Origin of the sequence: Candidatus Planktophila sulfonica, from assembly GCF_002288065.1 — a bacterium.
GTDB lineage: Bacteria > Actinomycetota > Actinomycetes > Nanopelagicales > Nanopelagicaceae > Planktophila > Planktophila sulfonica.
Genome location: NZ_CP016773.1, coordinates 37,367 through 51,110 on the forward strand (window position 1 = coordinate 37,367; position 13,744 = coordinate 51,110).

Consider the following 13,744-nt stretch of genomic DNA (forward strand, 5'->3'; position numbering starts at 1 on the left):
TGTGAAACTCTGCAACCGAATTCTCTTGAAGTTCTATTATTTTGCACCGCGTAACCTCTGGAATTGGGTTGCAACTTTGCTTGGAATTGGGAAAACGGGCTACGATTCAGAAACGATTACGCAAATGATTGTCGAGAAGAATATTAATTGGGAATATGCTTATGAGAAAGATGTTACTTCTTACGAGAATCAGAAAATTGTTACAGCAATTGCCCACCATCAATCCCGACACAACTCTTCATTTGTAACTGTCCTGGATTTTGGGGGTGGCGGGGGCCACTCATTCGAAATCGCGCAACAAACCTTTAAGAAGATCTCGATGAAATGGGTGGTTGTCGAACGGGAGAAAATAGTGAAAATGCTTACAAATCGAATTTCTCGGGATGGACTTTCCTTTGCTTCCAGCATCGAAGAAGCAAAGAAAATGACAGGGAACGTAGATTTGATTTTTTGCAATAGTGCACTTCAGTACACCGACGCCCCACTTGATTCACTGGAAAATCTTCTGAGACAAAACGCAAAGACAGTCTTCTTAACCAGAAGCCCTTTTGCTAAGGGTAAAGATGCTATTTCATATATACAGCCTTCGCTTTCTGAATCAAATGGTCCTGGGCACCCACCAAGAAATCTCCACAGTGTTCTAGAAGGATATAAATGCAAGTCAGTCCCAATAGAAGAAGTACTGTCTTTGATCCAAAAATACTACCGAGAGGTGAAGGTATTTGACGAAGGTAGATGGGAAGGTGCAAGGAGTGCGAAATTAATAAACTCATATACCATTTTGGCGACCAACCCGATTTTAATTTGAGTATTTCAACAGTTTCTTGATTTTCTGAATCACATCTGACTCACTTAAAAGTTTGCTGTCAATTGTTGGCGTCTCGGCCAATACATGTAATCCGGGAAGATTCCTCTCGACAACTAAATTAAACTCAGAATTGTCCTTAAAATTTAGACTCCAAAATAAAATTCTATAAATGAATCGAATCCACGACTTAGGAACCTTGGCATCATATTTAACAGCTGGCCTTCGGAGTGAAGATTCCACCAAGAGCAAGAAACTTTCCTTAGACAATCGTGTCGGCCGAGCAACTCTTGAACTTTTAAAACTAATCCAGCGAGTAGCCAATATTGCTTGTTTTGGGGCTTTCTCTAAAATTAGTAATTTAGGAATTAATTCGAAATACTCTTGCTTCGTTGTTGCCCAAAAAGCCAAATCTTCAGGGAATGCTGTCAGATTTCTACGTTCGTGGCAGAGGATTGGGATTTCAAGTACCGCAAGTTCGGCTCCCGCAGAAGAGTTGCCAGTCAGAAGAAGGTTTGTTGTCTTCGCCAGATCGTATAGCGAAATATTATCACCAGGCAGGTTCACATAAATATTCGGTCCTGAAATTTTCTCTAACAAATCGAGAATCTTTTTACCATTGCTAGATTCAATCGACTCTCGCTTATTTGGGAATTCGCGTGGGTGAATTCTTACAATGACAGACAAATCATCCCGGCTTGAGACATACTTGCAAACAGATTCAATCCAGTCAAGTTGAGATTTGAAAATCACCGGCAGGTTAGTCCTAATTGGGTCTATTCCAATGAGTTTGATTGCAAAGATCTCATCCGCGCTTGACGTTGTGAGTAAAAGAACCTTGTTGTTTATCGGAATCTTCATTCTCTCCCGTAACTCCAAAGAAGGAGATCCCTTGAATTTGCTGGAATATACCCATGGACTAGTTGCGCTCAATAGGCCACGGAAATGATTAACAACTAATTTCGACTCTTGTTTATTCAAGGCAATTTGTTTAGTAACCGCCCATTCGGCGGAATTGTTAATTGTGAGAGCTTGTAAATCATCCCGATAAAGGGAAAACTTCGAATAATGATTGTCGCTTGAACCGGCAGCGTGCAAAGTATACGTTGGGATCCCTAAGCTCTCTGCAACTCGGCAGAAAACATTATTCACTGAGTAAATACGATTGTATACAATGACAGTATCGAAAGCATGCTCTGCGAGGTAAACTTGAGAAAAGAATAGAATTCCCATGGAATACCTTAATGAAGAGAGGTATGCTGGGAATAGTTTCTCAGGAATTTCTAATGACGCAATTTTATTATTTAGTAGAAATTCATAGGCGGCCATTTTTCCTATGGGCATACCAGCAAATTCAAATTGATGCCAATTTGTTGAATTGACTTCAGAAATTGCCAAGAAAATTTCTTGATCATATGCGCTAAGATCTGGCATTGAAACATTTTCAAAAAAAGGAATTTCATTTATATATTTCGAGGTCCTTATGCATCTATCGCAGACCTTTGCTTTTTCCTCGCTAGATGAATCAAAAGTCAATCCGAATGCTGACATAGAAACACAGAATTCGGAAAAGTTTCTATCGCAACTCAAGAAAGTGACTTCGTGGTTATTTGCAACTAACTCTAACGATATCTGAATCTCAGCGGATAAATGTCGCCAGATTGCAGAGTTCGGCGAGAAGAATAGTATTTTCAACGTAGCTCCCCATTTTCGGTATAGTAGCGAAGGGAAGTAAGGGAAGGCTTCATGAGATGAATTCTATAGTTATTGCTGCTTCCCACGGGGCACTCTACAAATTTATGCTCAACAGGTCGTGTCAATTAATCAAGGCCCAGAAATGGACAACGTGCGACTGATGACCAAATCACCTTCGGCATATTTTGTATTCGTCCACTTAGGTGATAATCCTGCGCCAATTTTAATTGACATGGCAAATTCGGCTCTCTCCGGTTTACACGGTTCTGAAGCAGTATTGATTACAGACTCCCCAGAAAATTGGAAAGATTTCCCAGGTAATAGGATTCAATACTCTACTTCTGACCGTTCGAGCACATTTCTCAGATTTATTGGCCGAAATCGTGAGCTATTGAGGATTTCAGGAGGTTATTGGTTGTTCACACTCGAGCGGATTCTTTCCCTGCAGGTAGCCTCGAGATTACTGCGTGCAGGTGTGCCAATCATCCATCTGGAGTCAGATGTTTTTTCTATGATTGACGGAGATGTATTAAAATATTTAGTAAATGAACACAAATGTTCAGCGGTACCCAGATATTCGGAATCGCAAGGAATAGCAAGCATATTTTTTTCGCCTTCAATTTCACAGCTGTGCTCAGATGTGAACAAACTTGAGGAATTACTAGCGCTAAACCATTTTATTGACAACGACATGACGCTACTAGGAGAGGCTCTAAACACTGGAGTCTTGGGTCAACTCCCAAGTAGTCCAATTGAAACCTCAAGAGACAAAGGCATTCTTTTCGATGGAGCGGCATATGGACAATTGGTATTTGGTCAAGACCCACTCCATAATGGCGGTATTAGAAAATCTGGATACATGAATCCGAGTTTCAATATCAATTTAAAAGAAGTGAAGTTTGAACTGACCGAAAATAGTGACAATCGATCAACACTTTCAGTCCGATGGAGAGGGAACTCCTATCGATTGGCAAATCTGCATATACACTCAAAGGAAAATATCCCAGTTATTGAACGACATGAACACTACTGGCACAGAGTATTGGGAGATGTAAATACAGGAATATCTAGGACCAATGAGACCAAAATAGTAGATGTGATACATTCTAGACCAATCAAAATCACCGATAGATTTAGGCGTGCCCGAAAAGTTGGTTTCATACGACAAGCCTGTCGAAGTTTAAGGTACAGAATTAGTACGCTTATTAAATGAAATACAGTCAAATCAGGAAACTAATCACTTTGCCCGTCAAGCACCTTGATTTCGGTGCAGGTTTCCAAAGACGAAACCCCTTCATGTCGAAGGAGGTTTTCTCAGGGATTTGCTGGATTCTCCAAATCTAACGAACCATTCCAGAATAACTAGAATGAGTCGACTCCCGTTCCCCAACGAATACTTCGATAGTGCTAGTAGTTATGACGTGCTTGAACACCTATCTCGGGATTTGAATGGCGAGAACGAATTCATTTACTACATGAATGAGATATCAAGAGTTCTTAAAAAAGGAGGATTAGCGGTATTTGTCCTCCCAGATTACCCAAATACAGATGCATTCTCTGACCCGACACACATAAATTTTATAACCAACGAAACTGTCAATTTCTTTATTGGATCTAATGAAATGGGTGGCTACTCGGGAATCACGACTAATTACCAACTAATTTTAAATCAACGACTTAGGTATTGGAAAAATTGGGTAAATTCAAGTTCAGAATTTCAAGATAGAACTCAACTAACCACCAGACGAAGACTAAGTTTAGCCAGAAGGAACTTGGCTAGGTTCTTTTTCCCACAGCATAGGATTTGGGTATAACAGAAAATTTAAGAAACAGAGTGTTATTCATTTAGCAAACTCACTATAGAGCCCAATTGGATTTTATACGGTCCACGAGAGATCCCAAATCTACTAATTAATCGATTTCTTCCCATCACAAACGAATGATCTAAACCGAGCGCCTGTGCAAGAACTTGATATTCCCGCGCGCCAGATTCCAGCTCGCCCCTCAGTTCCAAAATCTTACAGCCAGGTGCACAAAAAATTATATTCGCCAACCCTGCACCATATTCCCCTACTACAATTTCTGCAGCAGAAAAAATTGAAGAAATTTCTTGAAGACTTAGGTCGGACAAATAGTAACTTTCAAAGCCGAAACTAGTTTCTAAGGTTTGTTGTACCTGTGAGGCATTTATAAGTGGCCGAAACAACCCCGCTTCCCGACGAATCAAAACCCTAGAGGGGTATCGACGCGACCTCTCACTTTGTATTGATAACAAGCCTCGGGCCTGGTGCAATAATTCAGCGTTAAACAGAACTAATCCGGCTTCTTGGTCACCTGCCATCGTGGAGAATAGTGGATTGTTGAACTGAAGAACATGAAGCTTCTTTACCTTAAGATAACTATTTGGTTCAAGCAGAATAATCGGTCGGGACGTTAGTGCCTTTATTGATTCCAAGATTTGTAGTCCCAATTCCGAAGAAACAAGCAGTGGAATCTCGTTGCTGAGGTCAAGAGAATCGAAAATAAACAATCGAGAAAGATCCTCAATCACAAAGTGCATCCAATTTTTCGTCCCCCCTAACATGAATGCTTCCCCAAGCCCTGGCTCAACCGGATACTTAGCTTCTGTCACGTAGGTATTATCAATTCTCTGATAAAGAAATCCGGGCCAAGAATTAAAGGAAGAGCCAAAAGAAGGAACTTTTGTATCATCTCCGGTATAAAACTTTCCATCCGAGAAAGCGATTTTTCCATGGATGACAGTGGATTCAAATAATTCTAGAAAACTCCAATTCTCAAAGTAGTTCTCTTTCAACCGTTTTTCAGAATTTAGATGCACGGAACCACAGAACTTCACTCGTTCGAAACTCGTTACAGTCTCTTTTTTCGGAACACCAAGGAAACCTGTTAAATAATTCCCGGGCAAGTATTTATCTATAAGGTCTGGAATTTCTGGAATGTGAACAAGCGGTTTAGATTTTGGGGACGGAATTTCTATTGATTGCAGTTTTAGTCGTCCGCGCGTGAACAGCAGATTATATTTTTTCCAGTTTCTGCTCAGCTCGTATTCAAGCGTATTTCCTATTTCATTCGTTGGAAATCCAAAACGGGCAACCTCCCTTGAAACATATGCACAGTTAAAATCAGAAATGTTCAACTCCAATGATTCGTTATTTCGCAAATCGAGAGGCAGCCCATAACGAAGCGTGAATTTTGCCCATTTTCTAGAAAAAATCAATTCAGTTATTTTTGTAACTGCCAACATATTTCGCTTGAGGCGTCGCGTACGTGGTAACTTCTCATAAAAATTCACGGAATCGGCAAATGGTGTCAAGACTGAAAATATTGAACTTGAATGTACTTTTACTGAAACCAATTTCTCATCGAATGGCCATTTAACCTGGGACAGATGCTGACGTAGGCCAAAGCCTTGAATTTCTAAATATTCTCGATCCATACACTTAATTGGTCACTTCACGTGAGATTTCCATCAACGCCTTTCCATAAAGACTCCCCTCAAAGGATTTAGCTAAGTTACGTAATTCCTCTGTAGAAATCAAATTCTTCCGAAAAGCAACTTCGTCAGGTGAACCTACCAACATTCCTTGACGCGACTGAACCACCCTTACTAATTCAGAGGCCATAGCAAGGTCGTCAATCGTTCCAGTATCAAGCCACGCAGTTCCTCGATCGAGTATCGAATAGTTAAGTAGGTCGTCAGCGAGGTAAGATTTTAAGAGATCGATTATCTCAAGTTCCCCTCGCTCAGACTTAGAAAGAGAACGTGTTCTAGAAGTAACGCTCGAATCAAAATGATAAATTCCTGGAATCGCGTACCCTTGTCCACCATCGGCAGGTTTTTCTCTGAGTGTTGTAATTTGTCCTTGTAGATTAATCTCAAAAGCTCCGAATGAGGATATATCCTTCACGAGATAACCAAAAATGGAAGCCCCATCACCAGTTCTGTTCTCGGAAAGCTTTTTCCCAACCTGACTTCCATATATGATGTTGTCCCCAAGCATAAGAGTCACGGATTGATTTTTGATTTTATCTTCGCAAAGTAAAAAAGCCTCTGGTAGCCCATTCGGATGCATTTGCTCAACGTATTGAATTGATATCCCCCACTGACTTCCATCTTGGAGCAATTCTTGATATCTAGCTGAATCTCTTGGCGATGTAATCACGATAATCTGATCTATCCCCGAGGCCATCAAAAGGGAAATAGGGTAATAAATCATAGGTTTGTCATAAATAGGAAGAAGTTGCTTTGAAGTCACTCTTGTGACCGGACCTAACCTAGTACCAAACCCACCAGCCAAAAGTATTCCAAGCATGGTTGAATACTATTCCTTATGTCCCTAATAAATCTAAATGACTTCTCAAATGGACCCTTCTCTTTTCCAATCCCCCCACACGAAGATGACAGGGGGACCTTTCGGATGATCTTCCGACAATCCGAACTTAAATCAAGATTTCCAACAATTCCCCCAATGACTCAACTTAATTACATTGAAAATAGACAGTCATCGTTGCGCGGGTTCCATGGAGCTTTGGAGAAAGCGAATCATTGGAAGCTGGTTACTTGCATTTCCGGTGCTGTTACAGATGCAGTTCTTGACATCAGACCGAATTCACAAACTTTTGGAATGATTGGCATGTTACAAATTACTGCAAATAAGCCGGAGCTTCTGGTTATCCCTCCAGGCTTTGCTCATGCATTCCAAGCACTCGAAACCAAGACCATTGCAATTTATGCAACAAATATCGAGTATCCAAATCAGGATGAAATCGACATCAACCCTTTGATTCCATCTTGTAAAGAGATCTGGGGTAAGTCCCCAATTGTTAGCGCGCGCGATGAAAATGCCTTGCGATTCGACGAACTACTAGCTGCCGGAAAATTCTATGCCTGAAAAAGTGGTTTATGTTTCGGGAAGTGGGGGGCTTGGAAATCAAATCCACAGTCTGCATGCTGCTTATTGTGCTGCTATACACGGTCAATCGAGGATCATCTTTTTACTTCCAAGGAAGAAGCGTCGCTCATTAAGACTTCGCGAAGAGTCTCTAAGTACATTTGACTTAGGAAATTCAATTGACTGCCCAATAGTAATGATTTCCCCAAAAGGGTTGAATCTAATCCGGTGGGCCGGAATAAAACTTCGACTTCGATTAATGATTAAATTTAATTTTGTTATAGATGTGCCAACCACATCGGAACTTATACCCTTTATGAGCGCTCATTGCGCGCTCAACAAGTCGATACACCTTGGTGGCCATTATGAGAATTCCAAAATACCAGTTAAGGCACGACTTCTCGGATTCCCCCAAGAATTCTCTTTACGAAGCCCGGGTGCTTCTTTTGAGCAACTCAAGTCAGCATTTCGAAGCCCTGAGAGAAAGCCCATTATTGGTCTGCATGTTCGTTTAGGAGACTTTCGGGATTGGCAAAACGGAAGTTTTTTACTTGATGCCTCGTACTACAAAGAAAGATTGATAAGGGCTTTAGGGAAATATCCTAATGCAGATGTTTGGATTTTTTCAGATGAACCGAATGTAGCCGCGTCTTTTGTTGGAGATATATCGCCCGTTAAGGTAATAAGCGAAGACTTTGAACTCACAAACGCAGAAGAATTGAGCTTATTGGCAAACTCGGATTTGATTATTGCATCACATGGAACTTTTAGTTGGTGGAGCTGCTTCTGGAAGGAGAGGCAGGAAAATATCTATTATCCCGATCCGGCCCTTTGTTTATCTGAATGGGTCGACGTCAATCTAGTTAAACACTAATCGCTCAAAATGCTTGCTAAGGACTTTTTTCTATTCTTTTTGGGAAATTTCAACCAATCAAAAAGTTTCATCGCACAATAAGAGAAGTTATTTTTCCAAGATATTTTGTATATGAATTCTTCAAGAAAAATATCTGTCTCCTCTGAAATCTCTTTGCGATGCAGAAAAGAAAATTGGTGCGAAATTTTTTTGTTCGGAATCAGCAAGTTCATGTGTGCGCTCCCCTCCGATGTGTGGCTTGCCGATTCATCATTGCCGATGTTGCTAACCAAATTAAATTGAGGCACCACAGTAAATTTCAAGTTTGCACGCTGAACCGCAGCAAGGGGTGCTGCCCACGAATCAGTTCTCCCAGTTGTGGCACGTTGATATGCGGTTCTCCAAAAACTCTTCACTCTTCTAGAAGCAGACATCCTGCTTAAACTTTCTCCAGAGAGCAATTCTGCGCGCATCACTTCCCATCTAGATTTCCAAGTGGCCCAGCCCCAAATTAGTGGGTAGGTACTCCAAGAATTAGTTGCGACCTTGGAAATCTTTGGGTTGAAGTTATTACCTGAGATTAGCCAAGTATCGTGATCCTCTCGGAAATGATCTAGAGCCTGGCTTGCAAAGTCTATAAAATTTTTATTGAAATAAAGATCGTCTTCAAGAATGATTCCCTCATTGACTTCAGAAAAAAACCAATCTATTGCCGTAATTACAGATACGGCCAAACCGCGATTTTGATTACGTTGCCAGATGCGAAGATCTACTCCGGAGTTTGATGCAATCCTCTTCGCGCTCTTAACCATCTCAGTCTGCAATGACGCTTGGTCTAGATTCTTAGGCCCATCTATGGCCAGATAGATATCCATGGAACCGGCTTGGACTAACGAATAAAGAGTTCGCTCCAAGCCTTCTTTGCGTACGAACCCAATTATCAAAACAGGTTTTTTGGGACCTGGAGCCATGCCCCAATCATAGATGCAAAGATATATCTCATTAACGGTAGAGCTACTTTTTGCGGTTACTATTCGCGTATACTTGCATGAAAAGGTCGGGAGTCGAGTTGAGCAAAACCTTGCGCAATTTTGTTGTACCGGCCGGGAATTTAGCTGGCCAGAATACTGAGTATCTAGGCGCGATCTCCGAGCAGTTGAAAAGTGGTTCGCTGATTGGCGGCAATGCAGTCTCAAAGTTTGAAGAGAATTTAGCAACTTATGTAGGCGCTAATCATGTCCTGAGTCTCGCATCCGGCATGGATGCGCTGATTATTGGCCTCACGGCACTCAACCTTCCACCGATGTCAAACGTGCTTGTGGCAGATAACGCTGGCGGGTACGCGAGCTTGGCAGTTCTAAGCACCGGGCACCGTCCGATTTTTTGCGATGTCAACCCATCCGATTTTGAGATGGATCTAGATTTTGCAACTGATTTCTCAGATGAAATCCAAGCTGTGGTTGTTACACATCTATACGGCCGCATGGCAGACATGAATTCAATTATGGCCTGGGCGAAGAAAAATGATATTAAGGTGATTGAAGACTGCGCGCAATCCATTGGAGCGATACAGGATCAAAAGCAGGCAGGTACTTTTGGCGATATAGGAACCTTTTCCTTTTACCCGACAAAGAATTTAGGTGGAGTCGGAGATGGTGGTGCCATTTGTACGGATAATGATTTATATGCAGAACGTATTAACAAATTACGACAATATGGATGGAAACACCGCTACAACATCTCGGAGAAATTCGCTCGAAACTCACGCCTAGATTCAATAAACGCGGCTGTGCTTGATGAGAAACTGAAAACATTGAATCAATCAAATATGCGCCGCAGGGAGATTCTTACTCAGTATATTTCCTCATTTTCAAGCGGCATTTTTTTCCAAGATCGAAGTGTTGCCTTAGATAATGTTGCACATTTAGCGGTAGGAGTTTGTGAAAATCCAACTGAAATGATTAATTTCTTTGGTGCTGAAGGAGTGGAATTGACGCGACATTACCCGATCCCAGATTCGCTTCAAGAAGGATTAAATTACCTTGGAGTTGATAAGGCCACACCTACAAGTCATAGATTATGCAAACAAGTTGTATCTCTGCCGATTTATCCTTGGTTGACGGATGAACAGGTAAATTTGGTGTGCATTGTTGCGCAGAAGTGGTCTGGCTCCAATGCCTAATTTGGAACAAGTAGATTCGAATCCTTTTAAGATTGCATCCTTCTTAGACGAAAGAGGCAACCTCTCCGTTCTTGAGTTTGGGGAAATCTCCTTACAACCAAAAAGAATTTTCTGGATAAACAGTGTTCCGATTGGTGTTAAACGAGCCTCACATTTTCATCGGAAATGTAATCAAATTCTAATCTGCACGCAAGGCAGCGTGAAAATTTATATCACAAATTCAAAATTGGTTTCTCGCGAGTTTGTTTTAGAGGCAGGTTCTGCCTTCTTATTGCAAGTGAATAACCTGATTCAATATTCCTTTCTCTCGGCAGAGACTCAACTATTAGTACTCGCGGACCAGGCATATGACTCAACTGATGTATTCACAATTGATGAATGGAATGGGGATACTCCATGAAGAAATATCTTGTGACGGGTGGAGCAGGATTTATTGGGTCCAATTTTGTAAATCGACTTTTCAATGAGCTATCTTCCAAAGAGTCAGATTTTGAAATACATTGCATTGATAAATTAACCTACGCTGGCAATTTGGCTAATATAAGTAAGGAAGCTCGAGAATCGAAAAGCTTTGTATTCCACGAGGTAGATATCAATTCAACCGAAGTTGATGTGATTTTGGGTTCAAATCAGTTCGAGTATGGAATCAATTTTGCAGCTGAGAGCCACGTAGACCGAAGCATTGACGGTCCTGCAATATTTGTCACAACAAATGTGCTTGGAACGACAAATCTACTGAATGCCTGGCGCTCTTTTCAGAATAACCGTTTTATTCAAATTGGAACAGATGAGGTCTATGGCTCCCTTCAGGTCGGATTTGCAAATGAGCAATTTCGATTGATGCCTTCCTCGCCGTATTCAGCTTCGAAGGCAAGCGCAGACTTGATTGCACTTTCCTATAGACATACCTATGGGATGGATGTGATTGTTACGCGCTGCTCGAACAATTATGGTCCGAATCAAAATTCAGAGAAACTAATTCCTAAAATGATTGAAGCAATCCAAGCCAATCACGACTTGCAAGTTTATGGAGATGGATCGAATGTTCGCGAATGGATCCATGTGGGGGATCATGTTTCGGCAATAATGCAAATTGCTACTGCAATTAAACCTCAATCAAGTGTCTATAATATCGGTACAGGTGTAGAACTGACTAACTTGCAAATAATTAAATTACTTCAAGACAAAATAAAATATTCTGAATCTAAAGTTAAATTCATTGCAGATAGACCGGGACACGATTTTCGTTACGCGATTGATAGTCGTTTGCTTCGCGAGGAATTTGGGTGGAAGCCTGCGATTGACTTGAATGAGGGACTAGACGGATTAATTAGCCTTTAGCGAGATTCAAATAAACGCTGGAAATACTTTTTAGCCCGCTTAGGTAAAGGTTCATAGCGTGATTTCCATCTAGCTAATCCAAGCTGGCGAGCCTTTTCCTTAAGGATTTTTTCGTAGGGTACATAAATCTCATCGGGTGCGCTTTGCACTTTTGAGTACTCTGTACCCATCTTCCTAGCGAGAGGAAATCCAAATTGGTGTGACGAGAAATGGTAGAAAATGACATTCTGGCCGTCAATGCTGACTGGGTGACTCGCGAAGTTGTAGTTCTCGAAATTCCACGGCGCTACTCCAGCCCCTGGATTTTGAATAACATGGATTAAATCACCAAAATCTGACTGCCAGTAATCGAGATACTTTTGATCACCGTAGACAATCCGCCCATTATGAAGTGTTGGTTTATCTGGACAAAGATCAAGGCAATTTGCCGTCCAGTCTTGACTTAACTTAATCCCGTTTGGGGTATTTGGAATCGAAACCCAACTTACGTTGAATTCGCCAGAGTCAAGAAAAATTCTTGCTAATCGCTCAGAAAAGTTATGTCTCACAATGCTTGCTCGACCCAACCCTACTTCATCCCAAATCGGCTTCGGAGATGAAAAGAAGAAAATATCCGCATCCAGGTACACAACATCCGAAAATGAACCACCCGCCTCAAGAATTCTGCTCAGTATCAAAGAAGGCAAGTTCCAAACAAACTCCATAAAACTACGAGTTGAGCGAAGGATTTCTAGAGTTTCTGAATCCAAAACAGAACTTAATGCTCTAACTTCCACTCCAATTATATCGAATTGGAGGGCCTCATGTTTCGTCAATTCCTCTAGGGCAATGAAAAGAAAATCGCTATTCTGGTCAAAAACTCGCAGTGATTCACACATTGCTAACGTACGAGGAAGAAAATTTCTATCACTAAGAGTGAAATATAGGGGTCGTCTTTGTCCCAGGATATTTGCTGCCACCTAAATCGACCCCTCAACAATCTACTTGTCCGACAGACCGAGAATGTAAATTATTTAACTACTTGCGCGCAATACACTTACACCATGAAAAACCTGCTAAGAATTCTGCGAAATAATATCATCGACTTAGCATTTAGGTTCAGAAATAGGGCAATTCGGGCTTTATCAAGTAAAACTGTTATTAGCGCCGACGATTCGAAGAGTGATAGCGAAGTGAGTTTTTACGTGTCCAGCGTTGACGCCATCAATTCGAATCCTAAAAAATTTAATCGCTTTCGACGAATTTATAATTATCGAGAAATTCTTGAGCATGTCACTTATTGGCAAGGTATCAAATACTTGAAGAAAATCGAAAATCAGAATCCAGATCTTTATCTCAATTTCCCAAAAAGGCACACCAGCGATTTAATTGGTAAACCTCGCAGATATATTTATCTTCAAGATGTGGAAATCAGCCCAACAACAATTCGGTATCTATCTGTTGCATCTGAGATTCAAAGTATTTTTGGAACTAATATGTCGGGGAATGTGGTTGAAATTGGCGGAGGGTACGGAGGCCAGTGCGCGGTCTTTCAAGATTTTTTCAAAGTTAATGAATACGAAATCTACGATCTTCCAAACGTACAACACCTAATCAAGAAATTCTTGGTAGCGATTGGCCGTTCACAAAATGTAAGGTTCCCAGAATTCGGACAAACTCACGACACTCCTATAAATTTTGCAGTAAGTAACTACGCATTTTCTGAGTTGCCACGACAAATTCAAACTTGGTACCTGGAGAATATTCTCAAGAAATCAGAAGCTGGATATATGATCATGAATAGTGGCCGGGCAGATTTTACGGGCCGGAACAAGGGAAAGCTTTCGATTCAAGAAATTCAAGCAGTTATAACAGGCTCAAGATTAGTTGAAGAGGTTCCAAGGACTAATCCAGACAATTATGTCTTAGTCTGGGGAAAGCATTTGAACTTAGAGCATTGTTCTGAAATTAGGTAA

General features: G+C 41.1%; 14 protein-coding genes. 9 read left to right on the forward strand and 5 right to left on the reverse strand.

The features are described 5' to 3' along the window. Position 1 precedes the first annotated feature (1 nt). Positions 2–808, forward strand: a complete 807-nt coding sequence (locus A1sIA56_RS00165; protein WP_150121980.1) for a methyltransferase, TIGR04325 family — start codon at positions 2–4, stop codon at positions 806–808. Here A1sIA56_RS00165 and A1sIA56_RS00170 read toward each other — a convergent pair. Continuing rightward, complete coding sequence (locus tag A1sIA56_RS00170; protein WP_095672958.1) at positions 800–2,356, reverse strand: hypothetical protein; 1,557 nt, start codon at positions 2,354–2,356, stop codon at positions 800–802. The genes A1sIA56_RS00165 and A1sIA56_RS00170 overlap by 9 nt on opposite strands. Positions 2,357–2,618: 262 nt before the next feature. Here A1sIA56_RS00170 and A1sIA56_RS00175 point away from each other — a divergent pair, with 262 nt between their 5' ends. Together A1sIA56_RS00175 and A1sIA56_RS07010 are read left to right on the forward strand one after the other, a co-directional pair. Then, complete coding sequence (locus tag A1sIA56_RS00175) at positions 2,619–3,713, forward strand: hypothetical protein (protein ID WP_150121981.1); 1,095 nt, start codon at positions 2,619–2,621, stop codon at positions 3,711–3,713. Positions 3,714–3,867: 154 nt separating this feature from the next. Next, positions 3,868–4,314 carry a methyltransferase domain-containing protein gene (locus A1sIA56_RS07010; RefSeq protein WP_095672960.1) on the forward strand — a complete coding sequence of 149 codons (447 nt, stop codon included), beginning with the start codon at positions 3,868–3,870 and terminating at the stop codon, positions 4,312–4,314. A 23-nt stretch (positions 4,315–4,337) separates the two neighbouring features. Here the strand turns inward: A1sIA56_RS07010 and A1sIA56_RS00185 are convergent, their stop codons facing one another. Together A1sIA56_RS00185 and A1sIA56_RS00190 are read right to left on the reverse strand one after the other, a co-directional pair. After that, positions 4,338–5,957 carry a glycosyltransferase family 61 protein gene (locus A1sIA56_RS00185; RefSeq protein ID WP_095672961.1) on the reverse strand — a complete coding sequence of 540 codons (1,620 nt, stop codon included), beginning with the start codon at positions 5,955–5,957 and terminating at the stop codon, positions 4,338–4,340. Between the two features lie 4 nt (positions 5,958–5,961). Beyond that, positions 5,962–6,834 (reverse strand): sugar nucleotidyltransferase, encoded by an 873-nt coding sequence (locus tag A1sIA56_RS00190; RefSeq protein WP_095672962.1) that lies wholly within the window; start codon positions 6,832–6,834, stop codon positions 5,962–5,964. Between the two features lie 18 nt (positions 6,835–6,852). On the opposite strand from A1sIA56_RS00190, the gene A1sIA56_RS00195 reads away from it, so the two are divergent. Further along, positions 6,853–7,413 carry a dTDP-4-dehydrorhamnose 3,5-epimerase family protein gene (locus tag A1sIA56_RS00195; RefSeq protein WP_095672963.1) on the forward strand — a complete coding sequence of 187 codons (561 nt, stop codon included), beginning with the start codon at positions 6,853–6,855 and terminating at the stop codon, positions 7,411–7,413. After that, a complete protein-coding gene (locus tag A1sIA56_RS00200; RefSeq protein WP_095672964.1) occupies positions 7,406–8,287 on the forward strand; it encodes an alpha-1,2-fucosyltransferase in 882 nt (293 codons plus the stop codon). Before A1sIA56_RS00195 ends, A1sIA56_RS00200 begins: the two co-directional genes overlap by 8 nt. Here the strand turns inward: A1sIA56_RS00200 and A1sIA56_RS00205 are convergent. After that, complete coding sequence (locus A1sIA56_RS00205; RefSeq protein WP_095672965.1) at positions 8,284–9,237, reverse strand: hypothetical protein; 954 nt, start codon at positions 9,235–9,237, stop codon at positions 8,284–8,286. The two genes, A1sIA56_RS00200 and A1sIA56_RS00205, sit on opposite strands and share 4 nt — an antisense overlap. A 98-nt stretch (positions 9,238–9,335) precedes the next feature. Between A1sIA56_RS00205 and A1sIA56_RS00210 the strand changes: the two genes are divergently transcribed. The 3 genes from A1sIA56_RS00210 to A1sIA56_RS00220 are packed head-to-tail and all read left to right on the forward strand — an operon-like array spanning position 9,336 to position 11,789. Then, the gene (locus A1sIA56_RS00210) at positions 9,336–10,448 is read left to right on the forward strand and encodes a DegT/DnrJ/EryC1/StrS family aminotransferase (RefSeq protein ID WP_190277006.1); all 1,113 of its coding nucleotides are present in this window, start codon (positions 9,336–9,338) and stop codon (positions 10,446–10,448) included. Next, positions 10,441–10,848, forward strand: a complete 408-nt coding sequence (locus tag A1sIA56_RS07015; protein ID WP_095672967.1) for a sugar 3,4-ketoisomerase — start codon at positions 10,441–10,443, stop codon at positions 10,846–10,848. Before A1sIA56_RS00210 ends, A1sIA56_RS07015 begins: the two co-directional genes overlap by 8 nt. After that, positions 10,845–11,789, forward strand: coding sequence for a dTDP-glucose 4,6-dehydratase (locus tag A1sIA56_RS00220; protein ID WP_190277007.1), 945 nt, complete (start codon positions 10,845–10,847; stop codon positions 11,787–11,789). Before A1sIA56_RS07015 ends, A1sIA56_RS00220 begins: the two co-directional genes overlap by 4 nt. Here A1sIA56_RS00220 and A1sIA56_RS00225 read toward each other — a convergent pair. After that, positions 11,786–12,748, reverse strand: coding sequence for a hypothetical protein (locus A1sIA56_RS00225; RefSeq protein ID WP_095672969.1), 963 nt, complete (start codon positions 12,746–12,748; stop codon positions 11,786–11,788). The genes A1sIA56_RS00220 and A1sIA56_RS00225 overlap by 4 nt on opposite strands. 84 nt (positions 12,749–12,832) lie before the next feature. Between A1sIA56_RS00225 and A1sIA56_RS00230 the strand changes: the two genes are divergently transcribed. Then, positions 12,833–13,744 carry a putative sugar O-methyltransferase gene (locus A1sIA56_RS00230; RefSeq protein ID WP_095672970.1) on the forward strand — a complete coding sequence of 304 codons (912 nt, stop codon included), beginning with the start codon at positions 12,833–12,835 and terminating at the stop codon, positions 13,742–13,744.